At 67.5% G+C, this 26517-nt stretch carries 23 protein-coding genes and 1 pseudogene; 10 read left to right on the forward strand and 14 right to left on the reverse strand.

Annotated features, from left to right (window positions below):
• Nucleotides 1–61: 61 nt before the first annotated feature.
• Nucleotides 62–1306 (reverse strand): M20/M25/M40 family metallo-hydrolase, encoded by a 1245-nt coding sequence (locus PX653_RS15320; RefSeq protein ID WP_277413636.1) that lies wholly within the window; start codon nt 1304–1306, stop codon nt 62–64.
• Nucleotides 1307–2524 carry a urate hydroxylase PuuD gene (locus PX653_RS15325; RefSeq protein ID WP_277413637.1) on the reverse strand — a complete coding sequence of 406 codons (1218 nt, stop codon included), beginning with the start codon at nt 2522–2524 and terminating at the stop codon, nt 1307–1309.
• Nucleotides 2525–2660: 136 nt separating this feature from the next.
• Here PX653_RS15325 and PX653_RS15330 point away from each other — a divergent pair, with 136 nt between their 5' ends.
• Both PX653_RS15330 and PX653_RS15335 read left to right on the forward strand, forming a co-directional pair.
• The gene (locus PX653_RS15330) at nt 2661–3599 is read left to right on the forward strand and encodes a LysR family transcriptional regulator (protein WP_277413638.1); all 939 of its coding nucleotides are present in this window, start codon (nt 2661–2663) and stop codon (nt 3597–3599) included.
• 100 nt (nt 3600–3699) lie between these two features.
• A pseudogene (locus PX653_RS15335) lies at nt 3700–5453 on the forward strand (allantoate amidohydrolase).
• Between the two features lie 2 nt (nt 5454–5455).
• Here PX653_RS15335 and PX653_RS15340 read toward each other — a convergent pair.
• The gene (locus PX653_RS15340) at nt 5456–6184 is read right to left on the reverse strand and encodes a sulfite exporter TauE/SafE family protein (RefSeq protein WP_277413639.1); all 729 of its coding nucleotides are present in this window, start codon (nt 6182–6184) and stop codon (nt 5456–5458) included.
• Nucleotides 6185–6270: 86 nt separating this feature from the next.
• On the opposite strand from PX653_RS15340, the gene PX653_RS15345 reads away from it, so the two are divergent.
• Nucleotides 6271–7170, forward strand: coding sequence for a LysR substrate-binding domain-containing protein (locus PX653_RS15345; RefSeq protein WP_277413640.1), 900 nt, complete (start codon nt 6271–6273; stop codon nt 7168–7170).
• 17 nt (nt 7171–7187) lie between these two features.
• Here PX653_RS15345 and PX653_RS15350 read toward each other — a convergent pair whose 3' ends face one another.
• The 8 genes from PX653_RS15350 to aptA form a co-directional block, all read right to left on the reverse strand.
• Nucleotides 7188–8450 (reverse strand): Zn-dependent hydrolase, encoded by a 1263-nt coding sequence (locus PX653_RS15350; RefSeq protein WP_277413641.1) that lies wholly within the window; start codon nt 8448–8450, stop codon nt 7188–7190.
• A gap of 13 nt (nt 8451–8463) precedes the next feature.
• Nucleotides 8464–9858: a dihydropyrimidinase gene (gene hydA, locus PX653_RS15355; RefSeq protein WP_277413642.1), complete on the reverse strand. Its 1395-nt coding sequence runs from the start codon at nt 9856–9858 to the stop codon at nt 8464–8466.
• Between the two features lie 20 nt (nt 9859–9878).
• A complete protein-coding gene (locus PX653_RS15360; RefSeq protein WP_277413643.1) occupies nt 9879–11348 on the reverse strand; it encodes an NCS1 family nucleobase:cation symporter-1 in 1470 nt (489 codons plus the stop codon).
• A 54-nt stretch (nt 11349–11402) separates the two neighbouring features.
• Nucleotides 11403–12716 carry an NAD-dependent dihydropyrimidine dehydrogenase subunit PreA gene (preA, locus tag PX653_RS15365; RefSeq protein ID WP_277413644.1) on the reverse strand — a complete coding sequence of 438 codons (1314 nt, stop codon included), beginning with the start codon at nt 12714–12716 and terminating at the stop codon, nt 11403–11405.
• The gene (locus PX653_RS15370) at nt 12716–14086 is read right to left on the reverse strand and encodes an NAD(P)-dependent oxidoreductase (protein ID WP_277413645.1); all 1371 of its coding nucleotides are present in this window, start codon (nt 14084–14086) and stop codon (nt 12716–12718) included. Before PX653_RS15370 ends, preA begins: the two co-directional genes overlap by 1 nt.
• Nucleotides 14087–14183: 97 nt before the next feature.
• Nucleotides 14184–15689: a CoA-acylating methylmalonate-semialdehyde dehydrogenase gene (locus PX653_RS15375; protein WP_277413646.1), complete on the reverse strand. Its 1506-nt coding sequence runs from the start codon at nt 15687–15689 to the stop codon at nt 14184–14186.
• A 13-nt stretch (nt 15690–15702) separates the two neighbouring features.
• Nucleotides 15703–16818 carry an alanine dehydrogenase gene (ald, locus tag PX653_RS15380; RefSeq protein WP_277413647.1) on the reverse strand — a complete coding sequence of 372 codons (1116 nt, stop codon included), beginning with the start codon at nt 16816–16818 and terminating at the stop codon, nt 15703–15705.
• A gap of 67 nt (nt 16819–16885) precedes the next feature.
• Complete coding sequence (aptA, locus tag PX653_RS15385) at nt 16886–18202, reverse strand: omega-aminotransferase AptA (protein ID WP_277413648.1); 1317 nt, start codon at nt 18200–18202, stop codon at nt 16886–16888.
• A 193-nt stretch (nt 18203–18395) separates the two neighbouring features.
• Here aptA and PX653_RS15390 point away from each other — a divergent pair, with 193 nt between their 5' ends.
• A complete protein-coding gene (locus PX653_RS15390) occupies nt 18396–19874 on the forward strand; it encodes an aminotransferase-like domain-containing protein (protein ID WP_277413649.1) in 1479 nt (492 codons plus the stop codon).
• Nucleotides 19867–20502 (forward strand): TetR/AcrR family transcriptional regulator, encoded by a 636-nt coding sequence (locus tag PX653_RS15395; RefSeq protein ID WP_277413650.1) that lies wholly within the window; start codon nt 19867–19869, stop codon nt 20500–20502. The genes PX653_RS15390 and PX653_RS15395 overlap by 8 nt, the downstream gene beginning before the upstream one ends.
• On the opposite strand, the gene PX653_RS15400 is transcribed toward PX653_RS15395, so the two are convergent.
• A complete protein-coding gene (locus PX653_RS15400) occupies nt 20503–21486 on the reverse strand; it encodes a collagen-binding domain-containing protein (RefSeq protein ID WP_277413651.1) in 984 nt (327 codons plus the stop codon).
• Nucleotides 21487–21615: 129 nt separating this feature from the next.
• Here PX653_RS15400 and PX653_RS15405 point away from each other — a divergent pair, with 129 nt between their 5' ends.
• From PX653_RS15405 to PX653_RS15425, 5 genes are all read left to right on the forward strand, one after another.
• On the forward strand, nt 21616–22176 hold the full coding sequence (locus tag PX653_RS15405) for a GNAT family N-acetyltransferase (RefSeq protein WP_277413652.1): 561 nt from the start codon (nt 21616–21618) through the stop codon (nt 22174–22176).
• Between the two features lie 131 nt (nt 22177–22307).
• Entirely contained in the window at nt 22308–22592 is a 285-nt protein-coding gene (locus PX653_RS15410) for a hypothetical protein (RefSeq protein WP_277413653.1), read from the forward strand.
• A complete protein-coding gene (locus PX653_RS15415) occupies nt 22589–23497 on the forward strand; it encodes a sensor histidine kinase (protein WP_277413654.1) in 909 nt (302 codons plus the stop codon). Before PX653_RS15410 ends, PX653_RS15415 begins: the two co-directional genes overlap by 4 nt.
• Nucleotides 23494–24264, forward strand: a complete 771-nt coding sequence (locus tag PX653_RS15420) for a LytR/AlgR family response regulator transcription factor (RefSeq protein WP_277413655.1) — start codon at nt 23494–23496, stop codon at nt 24262–24264. The genes PX653_RS15415 and PX653_RS15420 overlap by 4 nt, the downstream gene beginning before the upstream one ends.
• Nucleotides 24265–24374: 110 nt before the next feature.
• Nucleotides 24375–24818 carry a VOC family protein gene (locus PX653_RS15425; protein ID WP_277413656.1) on the forward strand — a complete coding sequence of 148 codons (444 nt, stop codon included), beginning with the start codon at nt 24375–24377 and terminating at the stop codon, nt 24816–24818.
• Nucleotides 24819–24822: 4 nt separating this feature from the next.
• On the opposite strand, the gene PX653_RS15430 is transcribed toward PX653_RS15425, so the two are convergent.
• Together PX653_RS15430 and PX653_RS15435 are read right to left on the reverse strand one after the other, a co-directional pair.
• Nucleotides 24823–26052: a nucleoside deaminase gene (locus PX653_RS15430; protein WP_277413657.1), complete on the reverse strand. Its 1230-nt coding sequence runs from the start codon at nt 26050–26052 to the stop codon at nt 24823–24825.
• 2 nt (nt 26053–26054) lie between these two features.
• A complete protein-coding gene (locus tag PX653_RS15435; protein ID WP_277413658.1) occupies nt 26055–26462 on the reverse strand; it encodes a cytidine deaminase in 408 nt (135 codons plus the stop codon).
• Nucleotides 26463–26517: the final 55 nt, after the last annotated feature.

Consider the following 26517-nt stretch of genomic DNA (forward strand, 5'->3'; position numbering starts at 1 on the left):
TGAACGCCAGCTGCCGTGAAAGAAACCGGGGTCAGTCCCTGTGCAGGGACAGACCCCAGCGTTACGCCAGCAAATCGGCCAAGGTAAACGCCACCACCTTCGTCGCCCGCCGCAAGTCCTCCAGCAGCAACCGTTCATCCGCCTTCTTCGCATTCGACTCCGGCACCGTGCGCGGGCCGGCGCCGTACAGCACCGCCGGGATGCCGTGTTCGCCGTACAGGCGCGCGTCGGCGTATAGCGGCGTGCCGACGGCCGGAATCGCCTCGCCCAGCACCGCCTCGGCATTGTGCTGCAACGCGCCCACGAGCGCCTCCGAGCCCGGCAGCGGCCGCAGCGCGTGCGACAGCAGCAGGCGCCGGATCTCCAGCCGGATGCCCGGCACGTCGCGCACCGCTTCCTCGATCATGGCGCGTACCTGCGCCTCCACGGCAACCGGGTCCTCCTCCGGGATCATGCGCCGGTCCATCTTCATGACCACCTTGCCCGGCACCACGTTGGTATTGGTGCCGCCGTCGATGCGCCCGACCAGCATCGTGGGCGAGTCGATACCGGCGACGTTCGACTTGATCTTCTTCAGCTCGGGCAACTGGCCGTAGATCGCATTCAGGATCTTCGTCGCGGCCTGCAGCGCATCGACACCCGTCTCCGGCATGGCGCCATGGCCGGACTTGCCGTGCACGGTGATCTCCAGCTGCAGGCAGGCGTTGTGGGCGGTGACGATCTGGTACGAGAAGCCGGCCGCGATGACGAGGTCCGGCTTCGTCACCTTCTGCTCCAGCAGCCAGCCGGGGCCCAGCAGGCCGCCGAACTCCTCGTCGTACGTGAAGTGCAGTTCGATGCCGCCCCGCAAAGGCACGCCCAGCGCTTCCAGCGCGCGGGTGGCGAAGATGTAGGTGGCGAAGTCGCTTTTCGAGACAGCAGCGGCACGGCCATAGAGGTAGCCGTCCTCGATCACGCCGCCATACGGCGGATAGGTCCAGTTATCGCCCGGCGGCACGACGTCGCCGTGCGCATTCAGCGCCACCGTCGGCCCACCGGCGCCGTATGGCCGGCGCACCACCAGGTTGGTGATGCTTTCCATGCCGTAGTCGCGCACCGTTGTCTCCGGCACCGCGTGCTTCTCGGCGTGCCAGCCGTACTGCTTGACGAGTTCGGCCACCGTGTCCGCATGCGGCGCGTTATTGCCCGGCGGGGTATCGGTCGGCACGCGCAGCACCTGCTGCAGCAGGGCTACCTGCTCGTCGAAGTGGGCGTCGATCCAGTCGGCGAGCTGCAGTTTTTGCTGGTCTTGCTGTGGGCGATTCATTTACTTGGCTCCTGCCGCGATCCACGCGGCGATCTGGTCGCGTTCCGCGTCCGTCATATTGGTGAGATTCCCGATCGGCATGGCCTTCAGCTCGACGACCTGCTTGTGGATCTGCGTGGCGCGCTGGCGAACCTGCTCGGGCGTATCGAACGCCACGCCGGCCGGCGCGGTCGCGAAACCGGGCTGCGTGGGTTGCGCCGCATGGCAGGACAGGCAGCGCCGGTCCATGATGGCCTTGACCTGGGCGAACTGCGCGGCCGGATCGGCGGCGGCCGCGCTGGCGGCGGGACGCGGCGGCGCAATGGCCACGGCCACCGCCAGCAGCAGCGCGACGCCGATGGCCGGATAGCGCCACTCGACGCGGCCCTTGTGCCGCAGGTTGAAGAAGTGGCGGATGAACACGCCCGCGGCCATGATGAACGCCAGCACCAGCCAGGCATGGGCATGCTGGTAGGTCATCGCATAGTGGTTGCTGATCATGATGAACAGCACCGGCAGCGTGAAATAGTTGTTGTGGACACTGCGCTGCTTGGCGCGGATGCCGTGGATCGGATCGGGCTTGCCGCCTGCCTGCATCGCGCTGACCATCTTGCGCTGGCCCGGGATGATCAGCATCGCCACATTGGCCACCATGATGGTGCCGATCATCGCGCCCACGTGGATATAGGCGGCGCGGCCGGACAACAGGTGCGTCAGGCCATAGGTCGCCGCCACCAGCAGCGCGAAGATGACGATGCCGAACCACAGGTCGTGCTTGCCCAGCGGCGAGCGGCACAGCAGGTCGTACACGACCCAGCCGGCGACGAGGAAGCCCAGGCCCACGCCCACGGCCTGCCATGAGGTCAGGTCGGCCACCGACTTGTCGATCATCATGGCCTGGGCGTTGAAGTAGTAGGCGATGGTCAGGAGGGCAAAGCCGGACAGCCACGTCGAATACGCCTCCCACTTGAACCAGTGCAGTTCCTTGGGCAGCTCGGCCGGCGCGACCAGGTATTTCTGCGGGTTGTAGAAGCCGCCGCCGTGCACCGCCCACAGCTCGCCCATCACGCCTTTTTTCGCCAGGTCGGAACCGGGCGCGGGCGGGCGGATCGAATTGTCCAGCCAGACGAAGTAGAACGACGCGCCGATCCAGGCGATGCCCGTGATGATGTGCAGCCAGCGCACGAGGAGGTTGAGCCATTCGAGGCCGTACGGGATCAGGTAGCCGAAAACTTCCATGTAAATCCTTTGTTTGGTGGGCGCGGCAACGGCCATGGGTAAGGTTGTAGCAGTGTACAGAAGATAAACTCGAACGGTATCGCGCTCATGACTTTTCGCGTATATTCGACATATTCACAGCCATATAGCCACGCCGATGTCCAGCCTGCCGCAACACCTCGACCTGCACCTGATCCGCATCCTGTACCTGCTGCTGGTCGAGAAGAACGTGTCGCGCGTGGCGCTCAAACTGAACCAGCCGCAGCCCTCGATCTCGGCTTCGCTGCGCAAGCTGCGCGAGCTGACGGGCGATCCCCTGCTGGTGCGGGGCGCGCGCGGCATGGTGCCCACGCAGCATGGCCAGAGCCTGCTGAAACCCGCCAAGCGCATCCTGGACGAGACGGAGAGCCTGTTCGTCAAGAAGACACCGTTCGTGCCGCAGGAGGAAGCGCGCACCTTCCATATCGCCGCGCCGGACTACCTGGACAGCCAGTTCCTGCCGAACGTTGTCGCGCTGCTGCGGCGCGGCTCGCCGAAAAGCCACGTCGTCATCCACAACCTGGGGCCCGGCATCGACTACATCCGCATGCTGTCGGACGGCGACATGGACCTCGTCATCGCCAACTGGGACGAGCCGCCGCAGCACCTGCACATCTCCAAGCTGTTCGAAGACCCGATCATCTGCGCCATGCACGCTGCCAGCCCATACGCGAAACGCACGGCCAGCGACGGCATGACCTTGCAGGACTACCTGACCTTGCCGCACGTGGCGCCGTCGCAGATGTTGCCCGGCTATGGCGGCGTGATCGACTCGTTCCTGGAACGGCAGAACCTGCGCCGCAACGTGGTGGTGGAATCGGCCTACTTCGGCCTGATCCCGTACATGCTGACGCAGACGGATCTCGTCCTGACGACGGGCCGCCAGTTCCTGCGCTTCTATGAAAAGACGCTGCCGCTGAAGACGTTCACGGTGCCCGTCAAGTTCCCGCCGATGCGCTTCTACCAGCTGTGGCACGAGCGCGTGCACCAGGCGCCCGAGCACAAATGGCTGCGCGACCAGGTCACGGCCGCGGCGAAGGCGCTGGCGCCGAAGTAATCGGCGCTCATCAGCGCAAGCGGATAGGATCTATACGGCACTGGGCACCTGGCGCGGCCCTAGTGGCGCTATCATCGCCATTCACCATGGGACCCCTGCGATGACGATCACCCTCTCCGAACTGAACACCCTTTCCCTGCCCGCCTTTGTCGACACGCTGCGCGGCATCTACGAACATTCGCCGTGGATTCCGGAGCGTGCCGCAACGCGGCGGCCGTTCGCGACGGTGACCGCATTGAAGCAGGCCTTGCAGGCCGTGGTAACGCAGGCATCGACGGACGAGCAACTGGGCCTGATCCGCGCGCACCCGGAACTGGCCGGCAAGGCGGCCGTGCGCGGCGAGCTGACGGCCGAATCGACGGGCGAGCAGGCCGCCTCGGGCTGAACCTGTGCAGCCAGGAGGAGTTCGCCACGCTGCAGCGGCTGAACGCGGACTACAACCGCAAGTTCGGCTTCCCGTTCATCCTGGCGGTAAAGGGCCCGACCGGCAAGGGGTTGACGCGCCAGGCCGTCATCGCAACGTTCGCGCGCCGGCTGAGGAACCAGCCGGCGGCCGAGATGGCCGAATGCCTGCGCCAGATCCACCGCATCGCCGAAATCCGCCTGAACGACCTGCTGGCCGTGCCGCTGCCGTACGGTCCCCGCATCATGCAGTGGGCCGAGGAACTGGCGCAATGGAGCGACGACACGGAGGGCCTGACCTGCGCCTACCTGACGGATGCGCACCGGCGCACGGCCGTGCAACTGGCGGACTGGATGCGCGCGGCGGGGATGGAGGTGACGATCGACGCCGTCGGCAACGTCGTCGGCCGCTACCGGTCCGATGCACCGGACGCGCGCATGCTGATCACCGGCTCGCACTACGACACGGTGCGCAATGGCGGCAAGTACGACGGCCGCCTGGGCATCCTGCTGCCGCTGGCCATCGTGCACGACCTGCACGCACGCGGCGAGAAGCTGCCCTACCATCTGGAAGTGATCGGCTTCGCGGAAGAGGAAGGCGTGCGTTTTCGCAGCACCTTCCTGGGCAGTAACGCCGTCACGGGCCGCTTCGACATGGGCCTGCTCACTGCCACCGACGCGGACGGCGTGACGATGCGCGACGCGCTCATCGCCGCCGGCCACGATCCGGCCGCGATTCCCGCCATCGCGCGCGACCCGGCCGACGTGCTGGCGTATGTGGAGGTGCACATCGAGCAGGGCCCCGTGCTGCTGGAGCGCGGCCTGCCGCTCGGTATCGTCACGGCGATCGCCGGCAGCTCACGCTACCTGGTCGAGTTGACGGGCCTTGCCAGCCATGCGGGCACGACGCCGATGACAATGCGCCAGGATGCGGCCGCGGCGGCCGCCGAGATCGTGCTGCTGGTGGAGGGACGCTGCCAGCGCGCACCGGCGCTGGTCGGCACGGTCGGCCAGTTGCAGGTGCCGAACGGTTCCGTCAACGTCATCCCCGGCGCCTGTCGCCTGTCGCTCGACATCCGTGCGGCCGACGATGCCGTGCGCCTGGCCGCCGTCGACGACATCCTGCGCGGCATCGAGGAGATCTGCACGCGCCGCCGCATCGAGTTCGCCGTCGAACCGATCGTGCAGGCCAACGCCGCGCCCTGCGCGCCATGGCTGATGGACCAGCTGGGCGATGCCGTCGAGCGCCAGGGCCTGGCACGGTTCGACCTGCTGTCGGGCGCCGGCCACGATGCGATGGCGATGGCGGCATTGACCGACGTCGCCATGCTGTTTACCCGCTGCGGCAACGGCGGCATCAGCCACAACCCGCTGGAGACGATGACCGCGGACGATGCCGACCTGGCGGCGCAGGTGCTGCTGGACTTCCTGCGCGGCTTCCACCGCCCCTGACCTCAAGCGTCGGCCAGCACCAGGTGCACACCGACCAGCAGCAGCGTGATGAACAAGCAGCGCCGGAACACCTGCGGTTGCAGGCGGCCGCGCAGCCGCTGCCCCAGCAGCAGGCCGGCCAGCGCCGGCAACTGCGCCAGGAACGACGCGCCCGCCGCAGCGGGCTGCCACGCGTCATGCGCCGCCAGCACGACGGCCAGCGCCAGCGTCGATACCGTGAACGACAAGCCCATCGCCTGCACCAGCTCGTCCTTGTCCAGCCGCAGCGCCTGCAGGTAGGGCACGGCGGGGAGCACGAACACGCCGGTCGCCGCCGTCATCAGGCCTGTTGCCGCACCGGCCAGCGGCGCCAGCCAGGGCTCCCAGCGTTCCGGCACCGCCCAGGTGCGCTCCCCCAGCCCGAGCAAGCCATACAGCACCAACGCCAGGCCCAGCACCCGGCCGCCGCCCTGTGCCTGCAGCAGCAGCGTGCCGCCCGCCAGCGTGCCCAGGCAGATGCCGGTCATCATGCCGCGCAGGCGCAGCCATAACGGGTACAGCGGGCGGCCGGACAGCACCTGCCAGCCGTTCGTCAACAACGAAGGCACCACCAGCAGCGCGGCCGCCTCCATGGGTGCCATCACGAGCCCGAGCAGGCCCATCGCCACCGTGGGCAGGCCCATGCCGGTGGCACCTTTGACCATGCCAGCCAGCAGGAATACCGTGGCAATGTAGATGATGTGTGTCTCCATGGCTGCAGTGTGCCAGCCAGGCAGCGCCACGAAAATGTGGAATATACTGGCGCTGCCTTCGCCCCAGCCGAAGGCTGAGGAACCCAATGCGCTTCGACCTGACCGACCTGAAACTGTTCCTGCGCGTGGCGGAAAGCGGCAGCATCACCGCCGGCGCCACGCATGCCCACCTGGCCCTGGCGTCGGCCAGCGCCCGCATCCGCGGCATGGAGGATGCCCTGGGCGTGCCGCTGCTGGTGCGCAACCGACGCGGCGTCGAGCCGACCGAGGCCGGGCGCACGCTGCTGCACCATGCGCGCCTGATTGCGCAACAGATGGAACGCATGCGCGCCGACCTGGGCGAGTACGCCACCGGCTTGAAAGGACACATCCGGCTGTTGTCGAACACATCGGCGCTGACGGAGTTCCTGCCCGATATGCTGGCCGCTTTCATGGCCGCGCATCCGCACGTGAACGTCGACCTGGAGGAACACCTCAGCACCGACATCGTCGAGGCCATGCGCGACCGGCTGGCCGACATCGGCATCGTCACCGACGCCGTGGACAGCAGTGGCCTGGAGACGCGGCTGTTCAAGGAGGACCGGCTGGTGCTGGCGCTGGGGCCGGGCCATCCGTTGGCGCAGGGTTTGCGGCGCAACGCGTCACTGCCGTTCGCCCGCTGCGTCGAGCACGATTTCATCGGCCTGGCTGGCGACAGCGCGCTGACGCAGTACATCGGCGAACAGGGCCAGAAGCTGGGCCACCGGCTGCGCTACCGGGTGCGCCTGCGCAGCTTCGACGCCATCTGCCGCATGGTCGCCAGCGGCGCCGGGCTGGCCGTGCTGCCCGAGTCGGCCGCCGTGCGCTCGCGCGACGCGGCCAATCTCAAGATCGTGCGACTGACGGACGCCTGGGCGCGGCGGCGGCTGTTGCTGTGCATGCGCAGCTACGATGAGCTGCCCGGCTACGCGCGGGAGCTGGTGGATGGCTTGGCTGCGCGGGCTTGAACCCCTGGCACCAGGAACTACACCACCCCGGCCCGCTCCAGCATCGCATGCAGCAGCACGTTGCACCCCGCCTCCAGGTGATCCGGCTTGGCGTCCTCGATCTCGTTGTGGCTGATGCCGTCCTTGCAGGGCACGAAGATCATGCCCGATGGCGCCAGCCGGGCCGCATAGATCGCATCGTGGCCGGCGCCAGAGACCACGTCCATCGTCGAGTAGCCCAGCTTCGCGGTGGCGTTGCGCACGGCGCCGACGACGTCCGGATGGAACGGGCATGGCGGATAGTACGACACCCGTTCCAGCTTGATCTCCAGTCCCGACTCGGCGGCGGTGCGCTCGACAAAGGCCACCATCTCCTCGTGCATCGTGTTCAGCAGCTCGTCGCTGACGTTGCGCAGGTCGATGCTGAACTTGACCTGGCCGGGAATCACGTTGCGGCTGTTCGGGAACACCTGCATCATGCCGACCGTGCCGCGCCCGTACGGCGGGTAGCGGTTGGCGATGGCGACGACCTCCGGAATGATGCGGGCCGCCACCTGCATGGCGTCGCGGCGCAGGTGCATCGGCGTCGGCCCGGCATGCGCCTCCATGCCCGTCACCGTGCAGTCGTACCACGACAACCCCATCACGGCGGGCACCACGCCGATCACCTTGTCGGCATCCTCCAGCACGGGTCCCTGCTCGATGTGCGTCTCGAAGTAGGCGCCGATCGGATGGTCGCCCGGCACCTGCGTGCCCTTGTAGCCGATCCGCTCCAGTTCCTCGCCGACGCTCTTGCCTTCGGTGTCGCGCGCCGCATACGCGTGCTCCAGCGTGAACGCGCCGCAGAACACGCCGGAACCCATCATCACGGGCACGAAGCGCGAGCCTTCCTCGTTGGTCCAGAACGCCACCTCGATGGGGGCCTCCGTGCGGATGCCCCGGTCGTTCAGCGTGCGCACCACCTCCAGCCCGGCCAGCACGCCGTAGTTGCCGTCGAACTTGCCGCCCGTGGGCTGGGTGTCGATGTGGCTGCCCGTCACCACGGGCGGCAGCGCGTTGTTGGTGCCGTCGCGCCGCATGAACACGTTGCCGATCTGGTCGACGGTAACGCTCATGCCGGCCGCCTTGCCCCAGCCGACCACGAGGTCGCGGCCCTGCCGGTCCAGGTCCGTCAGCGCCAGGCGCTTGACGCCGCCCTTCTCGGTGGCGCCGATCCGCGCCAGTTCCATCAGCGCGTCCCACAGCCGCTGGCCATTCACGCGCAGGTCCGCCAGCGCTTCGCCCTTCCAGATATCGTTCATGTGTCTCTCCCTGTTATCCTGCGCAAACGGGGACGAACGCCGGACGGTCGATGTGGCGTCCCGCGCCCTCCACCGCCATCAGCTCGCCACGGTGGAATACCAGCTTGCCGGCGGCGACCGTCGTGCTGGGGATGCCCTTGACGGTGCGCCCTTCGAAGACATTGAAGCCGCCCTTCGCATGCTGCGTCGCCTGCGAGATCGTGCGCGTGCCGGCCGGGTCCCACACGACGATGTCGGCATCCGAGCCGGCCGCGATGAGGCCCTTGCGCGGGTAGATATTGAAGATCTGCGCGGCATTGGCGGACGTGACGCGGACGAATTCGGACGGCGTCAGCAGGCCCTTGTTGACGCCCTCGTCCCAGATCACCGCCATGCGGTCCTCGACGCCACCGCAGCCGTTCGGGATCTTCGTGAAGTCGTTGCGCCCCGCCCCCTTCTGCTCCGCGCAGAAGGTGCAGTGGTCCGTGGCCGTCGTGTGCAGGTTACCGCCCTGCAGGCCCTGCCACAGGGCGCGCTGGTGCTCCTTGCTGCGAAACGGTGGGCTCATCACGTGGCCCGCCGCGAAATCGAAATCCGGGTGCTGGTAGACGCTGTCGTCGATCAACAGGTGCCCCGCCAGCGCTTCACCGTAGACGCGCTGGCCCATCGCGCGGGCACGCGTGATGGCGTCCAGCGACTCCTTGCACGACACGTGCACGATGTACAGCGGCGTATGCAGCACGCTGGCGATGGCGATGGCCCGGTTGGCCGCTTCCGCCTCCACCGCCGGGGGTCGCGACAGCGGATGCGACGACGGTCCCGTCAGCCCCTGCTTCAACAGGTCCTGCTGCAGCTGGTACACCAGCTCTCCGTTCTCCGCATGGACCGTGGGAATCGCGCCCAGCTCCAGCGAACGCCTGAAGCTTTTTACCAGGGTCTCGTCGTCGGCCATGATGGCGTTCTTGTACGCCATGAAGTGCTTGAAGCTGTTGACGCCGTGCTTCCTGACCAGCTCTCCCATCTCTTCGTGCACGAGGTCCGACCACCAGGTGATCGCCACGTGGAAGGTGTAGTCGCCGGCCGCCCGGGCGGCCCAGCCGCGCCACTGGTGATACGCCTCCAGCAGCGATTGCTGCGGGTTCGGGATGACGAAATCGATGATCGTCGTGGTGCCGCCCGCCAGGCCGGCCGCCGTGCCGGTGAAAAAGTCATCCGCCGTCACCGTGCCCATGAACGGCAGGTTCATGTGCGTGTGCGGGTCGATCCCGCCCGGCAGCACGTACTGGCCACCCGCGTCGATCACCTGCGCGCCGGGCGGTGCCTCCAGCTGCTCGCCGACCGCCACGATCTTGTCGCCGTCGCACAGCACGTCGGCCCGGAAGGCGCGGTCCGCGTTGACCACGGTACCGCCGCGAATGAATACTGTCATGGTGTCTCCATTATCAGAAGTTACGACTGCGTTGCCGGTGCCAGCACCGTGACGGCCCTGCCGCGCATCAGGGCGCCGTACACGACGGCCGAGATGGCGATGCCGACGAACCAGGCGTACGTGTAGATCGTCTTGAACGCGTCGCCCACGTCGGGGAACGATTGCGGGAACGCCGCATTCAGGAAGCCGGGAATATTGGGCAGCACGCCCAGCACGAAGGCGGCGATGGCCGCCATGTTCCAGCCAGTGCCGTACGAGTACACGCCGTCGTCGCGGTACAGCTGGGCCACGTCGAGCTCCGTGCGGCGCACCAGGTAGTAGTCGACGATCAGCACGCCGGCGATGGGGCCCAGCAGCGCCGAGTAGCCGATCAGCCACGTGAAGATGTAGCCTTCCGTCGTCTCCAGGAGCTTCCACGGCATCATCGCCAGGGCGATCGCCGCCGTGATGTAGCCGCCGGTGCGGTACGAGATGCGCTTCGGCGCCAGCGCCGAGAAGTCATAGGCCGGACCGACCAGGTTCGCGGCCAGGTTGACGCTGACCGTGTCGATCAGCAGGATCACCAGCGCCACCAGCACGGCCACGCCCGTCATGCGGCTGGCCAGGTCGACCGGGTCCCAGATGGCCTTGCCGTACAGGACCACCGTGGCCGACGTGACGATGACGGCCAGCGCCGCCAGGAGGCCCATCGGCACCGGCAGGCCGACGGACTGGCCGACCAGCTGGTCCTTCTGCGACCTGGCGAAGCGGGTGAAGTCGGGAATGTTCAGCGCGAGCGTGGCCCAGAAACCCACCATCGCCGTCAGCGAAGGCCAGAACGCGGACCAGAACTGGCCGGCCTTGGCGCCGCCCTCGACGAATTGCGACGGCTTGTCCAGCAGCGGGCCGAAGCCGCCGGCCTTGTCGTACACCCACCACAGCAGCACGAAGCAGATCAGGATCTTCAGCGGCGCCGTGTAGGTCTCCAGCTTGCGGATCGCCTCCATGCCGTGCACGATGTACCAGAACTGGATCGTCCAGAAGGCCAGGAAACACGCCAGCTGCGCCAGGTTGATGCCCAGCCCCGGCAGCTTGTCGCCGCCGATCGGCGCGCCCATCAGGGCGCCCAGCAGCGTATAGATCATCTGGCCGCCGAACCAGGTCTGGATGCCGTACCAGCCGCAGGCGACGACCGCCCGCATCAGCGCGGGCAGCTTGGCACCGGCGGTGCCGAACGACGCCCGCGCCAGCACGGCGTAAGGGATGCCGTACTTGGTGCCGGCGTGGCCGATGGCCAGCATCGGCAGCAGCACGATGGCATTGGCCAGGAACACCGTCAGCACGGCCTGGTAAGCGGACATGCCGCCTTCGATCAGGCTGGCCGACAGCGTGTAGGCCGGGATGCACATCACCATGCCCACCCACAGCGCGGCGAAGTGATACCAGCGCCAGGTGCGCTGGGCGGCGCTGGTGGGGGCGAGGTCTTCGTTCCACAAGTCGTTGTTGGTCATCTGGTCGTCCTTGTCAATGGGCCAGTGGTGAAAACCGGGGACAGTCCCCAAACCTCATGCCGCGGTGGGCACCTTCTCCGCGCGCGGATTGCGCGGGTCCTGCGTCCAGTTCATGTACGGCATGCCGGTCTGCTGCGGCACCATCGTGATGCAGCTCTGCACGGGGCACGTGATCTCGCACAGGTTGCAGCCCACGCATTCGGCGTCGATGACCTCGTAGCGGCGCGCGCCGCTGGCCGGATCGACCAGCTTGGCGATGGCCTGGTGCGACGTGTCCTCGCAGGCGATATGGCATTTGCCGCAGCCGATGCAGGCTTCCTGGTCGATCCGGGCAATCACCTTGTAGTTCATGTCCAGGTACTTCCAGTCCGTCGTGTTCGGCACGGCCTTGCCGGAAAAGTCGGCCAGGGTTCGGTAGCCCTTCGATTCCATCCAGCGCGCCAGGCCGTCCTTCATCTGCTCGACGATGCTGAACCCGTGCAGCATCGCGGCCGTGCACACCTGCACGCAGCCGGCGCCCAGCGCGATGAACTCGGCCGCGTCGCGCCAGTTGTTGATGCCGCCGATGCCGGAGATCGGCAGGCCGCGCGTCGCCGGGTCGCGTGCGATCTCGGCCACCATGTTCAGCGCGATCGGCTTGACGGCCGTGCCGCAGTAGCCGCCGTGCGTGCTGGCCGTGCCGACGGTGGGCAGCGCCACCATCCGGTCCAGGTCGATGGCCGTGATCGAGTTGATCGTGTTGATCAGCGAGACGGCGTCCGCGCCGCCGGCCTTGGCCGCGCGGGCCGGCTGGCGGATGTCGGTGATGTTCGGCGTCAGCTTGACGATGACGGGGAGCCGGCTGTGCTTCTTGCACCAGCTCGTGACCAGCTGCACGTACTCCGGCACCTGCCCCACGGCCGCGCCCATGCCCCGCTCCGGCATGCCGTGCGGGCAGCCGAAATTGAGCTCGATGCCGTCCGCGCCGGTCGCCTCGACCTTCGGCAGGATGTCGGCCCAGTAGTGTTCCTCGCACGGCAGCATCAACGAGACCACGATGGCCCGGTCGGGCCACGCTTCCTTGACGGCCGTGATCTCGCGCAGGTTGATGTCCAGCGAACGGTCGGTGATCAGCTCGATGTTGTTGAAGCCCAGGACCTCGCGGTTCTTGCCATAGATGGCGGAATAGCGCGAGGAGACGTTGACGGCGGGCGGGTCCTCGCCCAGCGTCTTCCACACCACGCCGCCCCAGCCGGCCTCGAAGGCGCGGATCACGTTGTAGGCCTTGTCGGTCGGCGGCGCGGAGGCCAGCCAGAACGGGTTCGGTGCCTTGATGCCGCAGAAGTCGACCGACAGGTCGGCCCTGAAATGCGTGTCGATGGTGCCCATTACAAACCCTCCGCTTTTGCCTGCATGTCCGCATGAATCGCCAGCGCGGCCAGCTTGCCGTGCTGGACGGCCTGCACCGTCAGGTCCTGCCCCGGCGCCACGCAATCGCCGCCCGCGTAGATGCCCGGCAGCGCCGTACGGAACTGGCTGTCGACGTCGATCTTGTCGCCGCTGCGCTTCAACAGCGTGGCCAGCGGATCGGCCAGCGACGCTTCCGCCATGCCCTGCCCGATCGCCTTGAAGACGGCGTCGGCGACGATCTCGAACGTCTCGCCGGTGCCGGCCAGGCGGCCCGCTTCGTCCAGCGCCGTCTTCTCGAAGCGCATGCCGCGCACGCGGCCATAGCCGTCCAGCAGCACCTCGCGCGGCTGCGCCCACGTCACCATGCGCACCAGGTTGGCCTTGGCGATGTCCTGCTCGTGATGGGTCGCGCTCATCGCGTCGAAGCCGCGCCGGTACACCAGCGTGACCTCTTCGGCACCCAGGCGCTGGATCTGCACGGCCATGTCGATGGCCGTGTTGCCGGCACCGATGACGACGGCGCGGCGCGGCACCGGCAGCGCCGCCAGGTCGTCGGCCTGGCGCAGCGCCGCGATGTAGTCCACCGCCGCCACCAGGCCTGGCGCGTCCTCGCCCGTCAGGCCCAGCTGGCGGCTGGCGCCCAGCCCCAGGCCCAGGAAGACGGCATCGTAGTTGGCGTGCAGGTCTTTCAAATGCAGGTTGTCGCCCAGCTTCTGGCCATAACGGACCTCGATGCCGCCGATCCCCAGCAGGAACTCCACTTCGCGCTGGGCGAACTGGTCGGTCAACTTGTACCTGGCGATGCCGTATTCATTGAGGCCGCCGGCCTTCCGCTGCGCCTCGAACACGACGACGTCGTGGCCCAGCATCGCCAGCCGGTGCGCACACGACAGGCCCGCCGGCCCCGCGCCGACGACCGCAACGGTCTTGCCGGTCGAAGGCGCGCGCTGGAAAGGGTGCTCCACGAACGACATGTTGTCGGTGGCGTAGCGCTGCAGCAGCCCGATCTTGACGGGCTGGCCTTCGGCATCGTGGTTGCGCACGCAGGCGTCCTCGCACAGGATCTCGGTCGGACAGACCCGCGCACAACTGCCGCCGAAGATGTTCTGCTTCAGGATGCCGGCGGCGGCGCCGTCGATGTTGCGGTCGTGGATATTGCGGATGAAGCTCGCCACGTCGATCTCGGAGGGGCAGATGCGGGTGCAGGGCGCGTCGTGGCAGTACAGGCAGCGGGCCGCTTCGATGGCGGCCTGGCGTGCGTTCAGCGGCGGCGCCAGGTCGGTGAAGTGGGTGGCCAGTTCGCCGTTGCTGGCGTTGGGCTGCGGGATGTAGTTTAGTGAGTCGAGCATGGTTTGGTTCCTGGCTGTATGGCTAAAACCCCGACATCAAACGGTAGTGGTGAAAACCGGGGACAGTCCCGGAGGGACAGTCCCCACCACCGCGGGCTTACTTCATCTGCGGGAATGCAAATTCCGCGCCAGCGCTTGCCGCGCCTGGGCCGGAGGCGGGCCAGCGCTGCATCACGGCCTTGTGGCGCGTGTAGAAGCGCACGCCTTCCGGCCCGTACGCGTGATGGTCGCCGAACAGGCTGCGCTTCCAGCCGCCGAAGCTGTTGAAGGCCATCGGTACCGGCAGCGGCACGTTGACGCCCACCATGCCCACCTGGATCTGGCGCACGAACTCGCGCGCCACGCCGCCGTCGCGCGTGAAGATCGCCACGCCGTTGCCGTATTCGTTGCGGTTGATGAGTTCCACCGCGCTGCCCACGTCCGGCAGCCGCACGATGCACAGCACGGGGCCGAAGATCTCTTCCTTGTAGATCGACATCTCCGGCGTGACGTGGTCGAACAACGTGCCGCCGACAAAGAAGCCGTTGGGCCGCTCCGCCACCTTGAAGTTGCGGCCATCGACGACCAGCGTGGCGCCCTGCTCGACGCCTTCGCCGATCAGTTTTTCGATGCGCTGCCGTGCCGCATTCGTGACGACAGGCCCCATTTCGGCGTCTGGCGCCGTGCCGTCGCCAATCTTCAGTGCGGCGGTGCGCCGTTCCAGTGCGCCGACCAGGCGGTCGGCCGCGTCGCCCACCGCCGCGACGACGGAGATCGCCATGCAGCGCTCGCCCGCGGAGCCGTAGGCCGCGCCCATCAGCGCATCCACCGCCATCTCCATGTCCGCATCGGGCATGACGACGGCGTGGTTCTTCGCGCCGCCCAGCGCCTGCACGCGCTTGCCGTGGGCGGAGCCCTTCGCGTAGATGTACTCCGCGATCGGCGTCGAGCCCACGAAGCTGATGGCCTGCACGACCGGGTGTTCGAGCAGTGCGTCCACGGTGACCTTGTCGCCCTGGACGACATTGAACACGCCATCCGGCAGGCCTGCATCCTTGAGCAGGTGCGCATGCAGCAGCGACGGCGACGGATCGCGCTCGGAAGGCTTCAGCACGAACGTGTTGCCGCACGCGAGCGCCACCGGGAACATCCACATCGGCACCATGACGGGGAAGTTGAACGGCGTGATGCCGGCCACCACGCCCAGCGGCTGGCGCATCGACCACGCATCGATGCCGCGCGCGATCTGGTCGGTGAATTCGCCCTTCAGCAGTTGCGGGATGCCGAGCGCGAACTCCACCACCTCGATGCCGCGCGCCACTTCGCCACGCGCATCGGCCAGCGTCTTGCCGTGTTCGCGCGTCAGCATTGCGGCGAAGTCCTCCGTGTGCGACTGGCACAGCTGGAGGTACTTCGCCAGGATGCGGGCACGTGCCAGCGGCGGCGTATCCGCCCATGCGGGGAATGCCGCGTGGGCCGCCTGCACGGCCGCATCGACCTCTCCGGCCGTGCCCAGCGCCACGCGCGCAATGGGCTCGCCCAGCGCGGGGTTGAAGACGTCCGCATATCGGCCGCTGGCGGTATCGACGGTACTGCCGCCGATGTAATGGGTAATGGTGTCCATGGTCTCTTTCGGGTTAGGCCAACAACGTGTCGGCCGGTACGTAGTCATAGCCCAGCGCATGCGCCACCGCTTCATAGGTGACCTTGCCCTGGCAGACGTTCAAGCCGTTCTTCAGGTGAGGATTGGCGGCCAGCGCCTTTGCCCAGCCCTTGTCCGCCAGCGCCACCGCGTGGCCGATGGTGGCGTTGTTCAGGGCGAACGTGGACGTGCGCGCGACGGCGCCCGGCATGTTCGCCACGCAGTAGTGCACCACGCCGTCCACGACGAACGTGGGCGCCTCGTGCGTGGTCGGATGCGACGTTTCAAAGCAGCCGCCCTGGTCGATCGCCACGTCGACGACGACGGCGCCCTGCTTCATCCTGGCTACCATCTCGCGCGTGACGAGCTTCGGCGCCGCGGCGCCCGGCACCAGCACGCCGCCGATGACGAGGTCCGCATCCAGCACGGCTTCCTCGATGGTGTGGGCGTTCGAATACATCGTCTGCACCCGGTTGCCGAACACGAGATCGAGCTGGCGCAGCCGGTCCACGCTCTTGTCCAGCACCGTCACGCGTGCTCCCATGCCGACGGCGATCTGCAGCGCATTGGTACCGACGACGCCGGCACCGATGATGGCGACATGGCCCGGCGCCACACCCGGCACGCCGCCCAGCAGCAGGCCCATGCCGCCCTTGGATTTCTCCAGGTGCGCGGCGCCGGCCTGGACCGCCATGCGCCCCGCCACTTCGCTCATCGGCGCCAGCAGCGGCAGGCCGCCGCCGGGACCCGTGATGGTTTCATACGCGATGCAGACGGCGCCCGAGGCGACCAGGGCTTTCGTCTGTTCCGGATCGGGCGCCAGGTGCAGGTAGGTGTACAGGATCTGGCCGGGCCGCAGCATCGCGCACTCGCCCGGCTGCGGTTCCTTGACCTTGACGATCATGTCGGCGCGCTCGAAGATCTCCGCGGGCGTCGCGACGATCGTGGCGCCGGACGCCGTGTACATCTCGTCCGCCAGGCCGATGGCCGCGCCGGCGTTCTGCTGCACCAGGACCTGGTGGCCGCGCAGCGTCAGTTCCTTGACGCTGGCCGGGGTCAGGCCGACGCGCGATTCCTGGTTCTTGATTTCCTTGGGTACGCCTACCAGCATGGTTGTCTCCTTGTGGGTGACCGCTATGCGGCCTGCCGATTGTGTCGGCGCGCCGCCGCAGTGGGTTTTAGTCCAGCTCCTTCAGAATCTTCGCGAGCTTGCCGAACAGCTCGTCGATGTGCGTCTTCTCGAACACCAGCGGCGGCGACAGCGCGATGATGTCGCCGGTGACGCGGATCAGCACGCCGTCCGCGAACGCTTTCTTGAACGCGGCATAGGCGCGCGCGCCCGGCTTGCCCGCGATGGGCGCAAGCTCGATGCCGGCGATCAGGCCGATGCAGCGCAGGTCGATCACATGGGGCAGGCCTTTCAGCGAATACACCGCGTCGGCCCAGTAGTCCTGCAGGCCCTTGGCGTGGCCCAGGATGTCCTGCTCCTCGAACACCTGCAAGGTGGCCAGCGACGCGGCGCAGGCCAGCGGGTGGCCGGAATACGTATAGCCGTGGAACAGCTCGATACCGGCCGGCGCGTCCATCAACGCGTCGTGCACGAACGCTTTCGAGAACACGGCGCCCATCGGCACCGTGCCGTTGGTCAGGCCCTTCGCCGTCGTCATCATGTCCGGTTCGACGTCGAAGTAGTCGGAGGCGAACGGCGTGGTCATGCGCCCGAAGCCCGTGATGACTTCATCGAAGATGAGGAGGATGCCGTGCTTGGTGCACAGCTCGCGCAGGCGCTTCAGGTAGCCCTTGGGCGGAATCAGCACGCCGGTGGAGCCGGCCACCGGTTCGACGATCACGGCGGCGATGGTGGAAGCGTCGTGCAGCGCGACGATGCGTTCCAGTTCGTCCGCCAGGTGCGCGCCGTATTCCGGCTCGCCGCGCGTGAAGGCGTTCTTCTCCAGGTTGTGCGTGTGCGGCAGGTGGTCCACGCCGGGCAGCAAGGTGGCATACGGCTTGCGATTGGCGGCGATGCCGCCGACCGAGATGCCGCCAAAGCCCACGCCGTGGTAGCCCCGTTCGCGGCCGATGAAGCGGGTCCGGCTCGCGTCGCCGCGCGCCTTGTGGTAGGCCAGCGCCATCTTCAGCGCCGTATCGACGGCTTCGGAACCGGAGTTGGTGTAGAACACGTGGCCGTAGCGGTGGTTGGTGTAGGCCATCAGCTTGTCGGCCAGTTCGAATGCGGCCGGGTGCCCCATCTGGAAGGTGGGCGCGAAGTCCAGCTGGCCCACCATCTCGCGCACCGCCGCGACGATCTTCGGCTGCGCATGGCCGCACGGCACGCACCACAGGCCGGCGGTGCCGTCCAGGATATCGTTGCCGTCCACGTCCTTGTAGTGGACACCGGCGGCGGACACCAGCAGGCGCGGGCTGGCCTTGAAATCCCGGTTGTTCGTGAAGGGCATCCAGAAGGCTGCCAGCGATTCCGGGCGGGACTCGTTCATGCGTTTCTCCTTGGTGAGAATCTGTCGCGGGGCCGTTTTACGACCCGTAAAAAAATTTACCAGTTGGCAAAATGATGATGCAATAATAGTCACGCCGTTCACTATGGCACATATACACAATCGGCAAAACCTTCCAACCGTACAGGTAGCCAAAACAACACAGTTTGGCCACGCCCCGACGACGGAGTCAACGATGGCAAATCATGCTCTGGTGACAGATCAAAGTGCTTACGCGGCAGTGCAACACCCGGGGTGGCCCGTGCTGCCGCTGCAGGGGGCCAAGAAGGGCAGCCTGGTCGACAAGATCGTCACGGCCGTCACGGAAATGGTGTCCAGCAAGGAACTGCGGATCGGCACCAAGATGCCGTCCGTGCGTCAGTTCGCCAAGTGTAATGGCATCAGTACCTTTACAGTTGTCGAAGCCTACGACCGCCTCGTCACCCTGGGACTGTTGTGTTCACGCCGCGGCTCCGGCTACTTTGTCGCGCGCCAGGGCCTGCCCGCCGTGCTGGCGCCGCTCCCCTTCACGGCGGCACCGGCAGCGGTCGATGCCCTCACGCCGGAGCTGTACACGGGTGTCACGGACGCGCTGCCTGTCGGTGCCGGCTGGCTGCCGCCCGAGTGGTACGGCGAGGACACGATCCTCGACGCCGTGCGCCAGGCCATGCGCATCCCGGCCAACCGGCTGCGCGGCTACGGGCACCCGCTGGGCTTCCCTTCGCTGCGCCAGCACCTGGCCACGACACTGTCGGACGAGCTGTTCCCCGTCGATCCCGACCAGGTGCTGCTGACGCACGGCGCCACCCACGCGTTCGACCTGATCCTGCGCACCCTGACGCGCCCCGGCGACACGGTGTTCGTCGAGGACCCCGGCTACAGCAACCTGCTGTCGCTGATCCGCCACCACGGCTGCAACGTCGTCGGCATCGCGCGCGACGAGCGCGGGCTGGACCTGGAAGCGCTGGCCGAACAGGCCCGCCTGGCGCAGCCCAAGCTCATGTTCGTCAACACGGTGCTGCAGAATCCCCTCGGCACCTCGCTGTCGCCGGCGCAGGCGCACCGGCTGCTGGCGCTGGCCGAGCAGTTCGACTTCTGGCTGGTGGAGGACGACATCTACCGCGAACTGGCGGCGCGCGGCGAGGCCTCGCTGGCCGCGCTGGATGGCCTGCGCCGCGTGATCCGGGTGGGCAGCTTCTCCAAGACGCTGTCGCCGGTGCTGCGGGTGGGTTCGATCTGCGCGTCGGCCTCGCTGCTGCCGGAACTGGTGCGCGTCAAGATGCTGACGGGACTGACGACGTCGGAAGTGAACGAGCGCGCGGTGCACCACGCCGTCACGGCGCGGCCATACCGGCGCATGGTGGAAAAGCTGGTTGCGCAGCTCGAAGCGGGCCGCGCGCGCAGCGAGGAGGCATTGCGCGAGGCCGGCATGACACCGGTGGCGCGGCCCCGTGGCGGCATGTTCGTCAGCGCCGGCTGGGACATCGCGCCGACGCCTGCCTGCAACGGCCGCGTCATCGCCGACCAGGCCCTGCGCGCCGGCATCCTGCTGGCACCGAACGAGTTCTTCATGCTGCGCGCCAGCGAAACGATCTGGTTCCGCTTCAACGTGGCCTATACCGACCAGCCGCAATTGCGCACCTTCCTGCAATCGATCCGGGGTTCGCATGGATAAGCCCCGCTTCACCAGTGCCGCCCGGCGCCTGCAGAACCGCGACCGGCTGGAGGCGGACATCGTGGCCGAAGCCGTGCGCCTGTTCGCCGAATGCGGCTACGAGGGCACGTCCATCGCCACCATCGCCGAGCGCGCCGGGCTGTCCAAGCAGAACCTGATGTACTACTTCCCCACCAAGCAGGCGCTGTACCGGCGCGTGCTGGACGACGTGCTGGACGAGTGGCTGGAGCGCATGGCGCACCTGGCCGACGATGGCGCGCCGGCCGACGTGCTGCGCGCCTATATCCAGGCCAAGCTGAGGTTCTCGCGCGAGCAGCCGCATGCCTCGCGGGTGTACGCGCTGGAGGTCATCGGCGGGGCCAAGCTGTATGGGGAGCAGATCCGCGCGCGCGTGGTACCGGTGCTGCGGCGCGATATCGAGGTGTTCGAGGGGTGGATCGCGGCCGGGCGCATCGCCCCCGTCAACGCCACGCACCTGCTGTTCGCGATCTGGGCGATGACGCAGTCGTATGCCGACTTCGCGCCGCAGATGGCGCTGGTGCTGGACCGGCGCCTGGCGAAGAAGGACTACGACGAGGCCGAGCAGACCATCGCGCGGATGGTGCTGGCGGCCGTGGCCGTGCCCTGATCAGGCGCGCCGGCGGCGTGCCACCAGCACCGCCAGGCCACCCAGCAGCAGCGTGACGGTGGCCGGTTCCGGCACGGGGGAAACGGTGCCGAGGGTGCCGGTGAACGGCTGCAGGTGGATCTCGCCGCGCTGCACGAGGTTGTCGACATACACGCCGCCTTCGATGTTCTGCCAGTTCGTCAGCGTCGCGCCGGTCGCCAGCACGGCGCCGCCGAACTGGCTGCCCAAGGTCAGGCTGGTGGCGTTGTAGAAGTTCCAGACCGCCTTGGCGCCGATGACCTGCGCCGAGCCGCCCAGGAAGTTGGCGCCGATGGACGCGGTCTTGACGTCGGTGTTGAAGACCACGGTGCTGGCGCCGTTCAGGTGAAACTCGAACTCGCCCAGGCTGAACAAGCCCTCGTCGATCGTTTCGAGATCGAACACCGCGACGCCGTCGGCGCCGGCCTTGGCATCGAAGACGGCCTTGTTGCCGCTGACGGTCACCTTGCCGCCGGTGTCCGACAGGCCGTTCAGCGACGTCGCCAGGTTCGTCAGCACCTGCCTGAAGTCGGTCGAGGATGCGGCGCTGTCGGCGGCCTGCATCGCTGCGGTCGGCGTCGTCACCAGGCCGCCGTTGTAGTTGTTCCAGGCCGCGGCGCCGGCCACGTAGGCGGGGCCGTTGAAGTTGGTGCCGGTGGCGCCGCCCTTGACGACGGCACTGCCGCTGTTGATCATCGCATTCGACAGCGAACCGTTGACGACGGCACCGCCGCCGTTGACGTGCAGGTTGCTGGCAGAGCCGCCCGCGCTCAAGCCGGCATAGGCCGACGCGGGCGCCTGCGCCAAGTGCTGGCCGTAGTCGCCCCCATTGACGCTGCCGCCGGCCCAGGTGCGGCCGTCCACGTGCGACGTCGAGTCGATGGCGTTCAGTGACACGACGTTCAGCTGGTTCAGTACCTGGGTGGCCGTCAGCGGCGCGGCGGTGACAGCGGTGGTGGCAATCATGGCGAAAAGCGCAAGAAGCAAGCGGGACATGAAATGACTTTTAGCAATTGATATTACTCAAAGGGTATCATAGTTTTCAGAATTACTACCGACAGTCGATGGATTCACCACAACAACCGAGAGGAACAGATGACGTGCTTCGAACCCTTTACCTTGCCCTGCGCGCGCCTGCGCCTGCGCTTCCTGGACCACGCCGATGCGTCCGCGCTGTACCGCATCTTCGCGGACGTCGAAGCCATGCGCTACTGGAGCTCGTCGGCCTGGACCAGCACGGCGCCCGCGGAGGCGATGGTCGAGGAAAGCCTGGCCGGTTACGCCAGCGGGTCGCTGCTGCGGCTGGGGCTGGAAGTGGACGGCAGCATTGCGGGCGTCATCACGCTGCGCAAGTTCGATGCGGCCAATCGCCGCTGCGAGATCGGCTACATGCTGGCCCGCCCGCACTGGGGCAAGGGCCTGATGCAGGAAGCCATGCCGGCGCTGCTCGACCATGCGTTCGACGCGCTGCACATGCACCGGATCGAGGCCGACGTCGATCCCCGCAACGAGGCATCGTCCCGGCTGCTGGAACGGCTGGGCTTCCGGCACGAGGGCCGGCTGCGCGAGCGCTGGTTCGTCAACGGCGAGGTCTGCGACAGCAACTACTACGGCCTGCTGCGGCACGAGTGGCACGACCGGCGGCGCGGCGGTTGACGCGGGCGTTCCATTCATCCCCGCGCCATGCAGGTCAACCCGTGAAAATCACGATTCGTCGGATGCCGCTTCCGGGTGGGCCGGGCGGCAGCTAAAGTCCAGCCATCGCCACCCTACTGGAGCCAACCGACATGAAAACCATCAACAAGACCTTTGCCGAAACCCTGCGCGAGGCCAGCGACTTCGTCGTCAGCGTGGTGCGCCACGGCATGCGCCGGCTGGGCCGCATGTCGTGGCAGTCGCTGCTGGCGTTGTGCGTGATGCTGGCGCTGCTGCTGACGGTCCTGCCGCTGGCGCTGACGTTGTTCGTGATCTTCCTGCTGGCCAAGCTCGTCATCGGCGCGTTCGGCGGGCAGCACGTCCATCGACACCGCATGGCGGAGCCGCAGGACACCATGCACGGCGGCGCGCAATGAGACTGGCCGCCGGCCGCGCGGGTGCCATCGGCTTCCTGCGCGAACTGGGCGAAACCGCCAGCGCGCTGTGGTGGCAGTTCTTCGACTGGCTGGCGCAGGTGCCGTTCCGCCAGCTGGTCGTCACGTGGGTGCTGGCCGTGCTGCTGGCCTGCACGCCGGTCATCCTGCCGAAGCAGGCTTTCGCATTCATCCTGATCTCGTGCGGCTTGAAAGTGCTGGCCGGCGGCAAGCGCAAGGCCGAGATCGAGGCGCGCACCGCCGCGGCCCATGCAGGCGTGGAGAGCATGGAACGGCGCGTCGTGGAGGCGCAGATGGCCGCGCTGCAGGCGCAGGTCGAGCCGCACTTCCTGTTCAATACCCTGGCGCTGATCGGCCAGCTGATCGAGACCGATCCGCCCCAGGCCGCGCGCATCCACGAACACCTGATCGACTACCTGCGTTCCACGCTGCCGCAGATGCGGGCGCGCGGCGGCGGCACCTTGGGCCGGCAGGTCGTGCTGTCGCGCTCCTATCTCGCCATCATGCAGGCGCGGATGAAGCAAAGGCTCGCCGTGTCGTTCGACATCCCGCCCGAGCTGGAAAGCGCCGCATTCCCGCCGATGATGCTGCAGACGCTGATCGAGAACGCCATCAAGCACGGCCTGGAGCCGAAGATCGAGGGCGGCCGCATCGACATCCGCGCGCACGTGGACGACGCCGTGATGCAGGTCGAGGTGCAGGACGATGGCGTCGGCTTCTCGCGCTACGCCGCCGATGGCGTGGGCCTGACCAATATCCGCGAGCGCCTGGCGCTGCTGTACGGCAGCCGCGCCGGGCTGCTGATCGAGGCGCCGCCCGAAGGCGGTTGCCGCGCCTGCATCCGCGTGCCGTTCGCCCCCGACATCTTCACCAAGAGGGAACCATGAGCAGCCAGGCACCGACGGCCCTGATCGCCGACGACGAGGAACCGATGCGCGACATGCTGAGGAAGCGCCTGCACGACTGCTGGCCGGAACTGACCATCGTCGCCGAGGCGGCCAATGGCATCGAGGCCATCGCGCTGGCCGGACAGCATCGGCCCGACATCGTGTTCCTCGACATCCGCATGCCGGGCCTGTCCGGGATCGAGGCGGCGCGCATGCTGTTCAACCGCTGCCACGTCGTGTTCGTGACGGCCTACGACCAGTACGCCATCGAAGCGTTCGAGCAGGGCGCGCTGGACTACCTGCTGAAACCCGTGGGCGGCGAGCGGCTGAAGACCACCTGCGCGCGCCTGAAGCAACGGGTGGGCCGCGCCCCGGACGACATCGCGCAGCAGCTGGGCCGCCTGCTGGCGCAAGGTGCGCAGCCGGCACAGCCACCGCGCACCTACCTGCACTGGATCCAGGCGCAAGTGGGCAGCAGCCTGCGCATGATCAGCACGCGCGAGATCCTGTTCTTCCGCGCCGACGAAAAGTACACGCGGGTGCAGACGGCGCAGGGCGAGGTGCTGATCCGCAAGACGCTCAAGGAGCTGGCCGACGAATTGGACCCGGACGAGTTCTGGCGCATCCACCGCTCCACGCTCGTGCGCGTGGACGCCATCGCGGAAGTCACGCGCGACCTGCGCGGCCGCCAGATGGTGCGCGTCAAACAGTCGGGCGAGGAGCTCGAGGTCAGCCGCGGCAATACCCATCTGTTCCAGCAGATGTAGCACGGCCCCGTTGTTTTTCGCGCGCCTGACTTCGCTTGCCCCGCCTGGGGTGCTGGTCTATATTGGTGATTCCGCCCCTTGCGGGCCCTGGCCAGAACAAGGAGAAGCAGATGACGACGATACCGAAGCACACGCGCGCCACCATCATGCCCTGCCTGCGTTACCGCGATGCCCCGGCCGCCATCGACTGGCTTTGCAACACGCTGGGTTTCGAGGCTGCGCTGGTGATCCGCAACGAGGACGATACCGTGGCGCACGCCCAGCTCACGTATGGCAACGGCATGATCATGCTGGCATCGGTCGTCGACAGCGAGTATGGCCGCCTGCTGAAGCAGCCCGTGGAGATCGGCACGTTCGTCACGCAAAGCGCCTATCTTGTCGTCAACGATGCGGACCAGGTGCATGAGCGGGTCGTGCAGGGCGGCGGCACCATCGTGCTGGCGCTGCAGGACGAGGACTACGGCGGCCGCGGCTTCACCTGCCGCGACCCCGAAGGGCACGTGTGGAGCATCGGCACCTACGATCCGTGGGCCGAGGCCGAACGGCCACACTGACGGCTCAGGCCGGGGCGAGCGCCGTCGTCAACGCCGCCGTCAACGCGGCATCCTGCACCTGCGCCGGCCGGATGCCGATCAGGTCGCGGTACAGGGGTGGCAAGGCGGCGCACAGCCGCGCCAGCGCGGCCTCGTCGGCGGGCAGCACGTATTGCAGCTGCGCCGCTTCGGTGGCCGGCAACGGGCCCTCCAGCGTCGAGCCATAGGCGCCCAGGTCCATGAAGCTGGCCGCGCTCTCGTCGGGCGCGCGGGCAAACACGAACGTGCCGTCTTTCGGGTGGCCCAGGTAGCGCCGCACTTCCTCCTGCATGGCAGGATCGGCACCGTGCATCAGCTTGTAGCGCAGCTGGGCATAGGCCCGGGTGCATTCCATGAACGCGGTACGGATGGCGGACTTGTCGCGCCGGCCGTGGCAGCACAGCAGCAGGTTGCCGAACCCATCGAGCAGCACGACCGCGTCGCCGGCGCCACCGTGGGTGCGGTCGCGCTTGATCGCATGTTCGAGGTAGGGCGCCAGTCCCGCATCCGGCTGCCGGGGCGTGCAGCGGTACGTCAGCGCATCGGGACAGGCGCGCTTCAACGCCCGCACGACCGGATGGTCGGCCGGCAGTGTGGCCGGGTCGGCCAGGCTGGCCCGGGGCGGATCGACATTGAACAGGCCCACGACGCTGTCGGTCGTCGCCTCGAACACCAGCGAGCACAAGGCCTGCGTGGGTTCCGCGATGGTCTTGCCGATGAAGAAAGGCGGTGGCGTCGCGCCCCGTGGCGGGCGTGCATACGAGGATGCCCCCAGCACGGCGGGATAGGCAAAGCTGGCCTGCGCCTGGGCGCGCAACGGGGTTGGCAGCGCGGAGAACGTCGCGTCGCCCTGGTAATTCACGCCCGCATTGCGGTCGTTGGCCGCCACCACCACGTTGAAGCCGCCGGCCAGCAGCGCGCCGGCGCACATGCAGCAGGGATCGAGCGACGTGACGACGGTGATCTCGTGCGGCGGCGGCAGCGCCCTGCCCTTGCCCACCTCGGCGTAGTACCAGTCGACCAGCTGGCGCTCGCCATGGGCCGTGGGATCGTAGATCAGGCCGTGGCGGATGACGTTGTTGTGGACAGCCTGCAGCACGGTGCCGAAGCTGTCCAGCATGACGCCGCCCACCCCGAACGTGCCTTGCGTCTTGGCAGCGATGGCTTCCAGCGACGCGATGGCGACGGCCGCCTGCACGTCGATGGCTTTTTTCATGCTTATTTTTTCTTCAGGTCCTGGCCGCCGAACGCATTCGGCAGCTGCGCGGCCGCCGTGGTCTCGAACACGTCGCCGTGCAGGTTCGTCAGCACGACGGGCAGCTCGTTGCCGCCCAGCTCCAGGATGACCTGGCGGCAGGCGCCGCACGGCGCGATGGGACCATCGGTCTCGCCAACCACGGCCAGCCTGGCGAAGTCGCCCTGTTTGTAGCCGTGCGCGAAGGCGGAAAAGAACGCGGTACGCTCGGCGCAGTTGCACAGGCCATACGCCGCGTTTTCCACGTTACAGCCATGGAAGACCTTGCCGTCGTTGCACAGCAGCGCCGCGCCCACCTTGAAGTTGGAGTACGGCGTGTAGGCCTTCAGGCGCGCGGCCTTGGCTTCTTCGATCAGTTGTTGGGTGTTCATCGTAGGCTCGTTAATCGGTGACAGTCACCTATTTACTGGAAAAGGGTGACTGTCA

Origin of the sequence: Pseudoduganella chitinolytica (genome assembly GCF_029028125.1) — a bacterium.
Classification (GTDB): Bacteria; Pseudomonadota; Gammaproteobacteria; order Burkholderiales; family Burkholderiaceae_D; genus Rugamonas; species Rugamonas chitinolytica.

What these genes read in the sequence shown, in the direction of transcription:
- aptA (WP_277413648.1), bottom strand. Translation starts at nt 18,202, where the DNA reads ATGAACGAGTCCCGCCCGGAATCGCTGGCAGCCTTCTGGATGCCCTTC.
- PX653_RS15395 (WP_277413650.1), top strand. Translation starts at nt 19,867, where the DNA reads ATGGATAAGCCCCGCTTCACCAGTGCCGCCCGGCGCCTGCAGAACCGC.
- PX653_RS15340 (WP_277413639.1), bottom strand. Translation starts at nt 6,184, where the DNA reads ATGGAGACACACATCATCTACATTGCCACGGTATTCCTGCTGGCTGGC.
- PX653_RS15435 (WP_277413658.1), bottom strand. Translation starts at nt 26,462, where the DNA reads ATGAACACCCAACAACTGATCGAAGAAGCCAAGGCCGCGCGCCTGAAG.
- PX653_RS15370 (WP_277413645.1), bottom strand. Translation starts at nt 14,086, where the DNA reads ATGCTCGACTCACTAAACTACATCCCGCAGCCCAACGCCAGCAACGGC.
- PX653_RS15420 (WP_277413655.1), top strand. Translation starts at nt 23,494, where the DNA reads ATGAGCAGCCAGGCACCGACGGCCCTGATCGCCGACGACGAGGAACCG.
- PX653_RS15360 (WP_277413643.1), bottom strand. Translation starts at nt 11,348, where the DNA reads ATGACCAACAACGACTTGTGGAACGAAGACCTCGCCCCCACCAGCGCC.
- ald (WP_277413647.1), bottom strand. Translation starts at nt 16,818, where the DNA reads ATGCTGGTAGGCGTACCCAAGGAAATCAAGAACCAGGAATCGCGCGTC.
- PX653_RS15425 (WP_277413656.1), top strand. Translation starts at nt 24,375, where the DNA reads ATGACGACGATACCGAAGCACACGCGCGCCACCATCATGCCCTGCCTG.
- hydA (WP_277413642.1), bottom strand. Translation starts at nt 9,858, where the DNA reads ATGACAGTATTCATTCGCGGCGGTACCGTGGTCAACGCGGACCGCGCC.
- PX653_RS15350 (WP_277413641.1), bottom strand. Translation starts at nt 8,450, where the DNA reads ATGAACGATATCTGGAAGGGCGAAGCGCTGGCGGACCTGCGCGTGAAT.
- PX653_RS15330 (WP_277413638.1), top strand. Translation starts at nt 2,661, where the DNA reads ATGTCCAGCCTGCCGCAACACCTCGACCTGCACCTGATCCGCATCCTG.
- PX653_RS15325 (WP_277413637.1), bottom strand. Translation starts at nt 2,524, where the DNA reads ATGGAAGTTTTCGGCTACCTGATCCCGTACGGCCTCGAATGGCTCAAC.
- PX653_RS15430 (WP_277413657.1), bottom strand. Translation starts at nt 26,052, where the DNA reads ATGAAAAAAGCCATCGACGTGCAGGCGGCCGTCGCCATCGCGTCGCTG.
- PX653_RS15345 (WP_277413640.1), top strand. Translation starts at nt 6,271, where the DNA reads ATGCGCTTCGACCTGACCGACCTGAAACTGTTCCTGCGCGTGGCGGAA.
- PX653_RS15405 (WP_277413652.1), top strand. Translation starts at nt 21,616, where the DNA reads ATGACGTGCTTCGAACCCTTTACCTTGCCCTGCGCGCGCCTGCGCCTG.
- PX653_RS15320 (WP_277413636.1), bottom strand. Translation starts at nt 1,306, where the DNA reads ATGAATCGCCCACAGCAAGACCAGCAAAAACTGCAGCTCGCCGACTGG.
- PX653_RS15415 (WP_277413654.1), top strand. Translation starts at nt 22,589, where the DNA reads ATGAGACTGGCCGCCGGCCGCGCGGGTGCCATCGGCTTCCTGCGCGAA.
- PX653_RS15375 (WP_277413646.1), bottom strand. Translation starts at nt 15,689, where the DNA reads ATGGACACCATTACCCATTACATCGGCGGCAGTACCGTCGATACCGCC.
- PX653_RS15400 (WP_277413651.1), bottom strand. Translation starts at nt 21,486, where the DNA reads ATGATTGCCACCACCGCTGTCACCGCCGCGCCGCTGACGGCCACCCAG.
- PX653_RS15410 (WP_277413653.1), top strand. Translation starts at nt 22,308, where the DNA reads ATGAAAACCATCAACAAGACCTTTGCCGAAACCCTGCGCGAGGCCAGC.
- PX653_RS15390 (WP_277413649.1), top strand. Translation starts at nt 18,396, where the DNA reads ATGGCAAATCATGCTCTGGTGACAGATCAAAGTGCTTACGCGGCAGTG.
- preA (WP_277413644.1), bottom strand. Translation starts at nt 12,716, where the DNA reads ATGGGCACCATCGACACGCATTTCAGGGCCGACCTGTCGGTCGACTTC.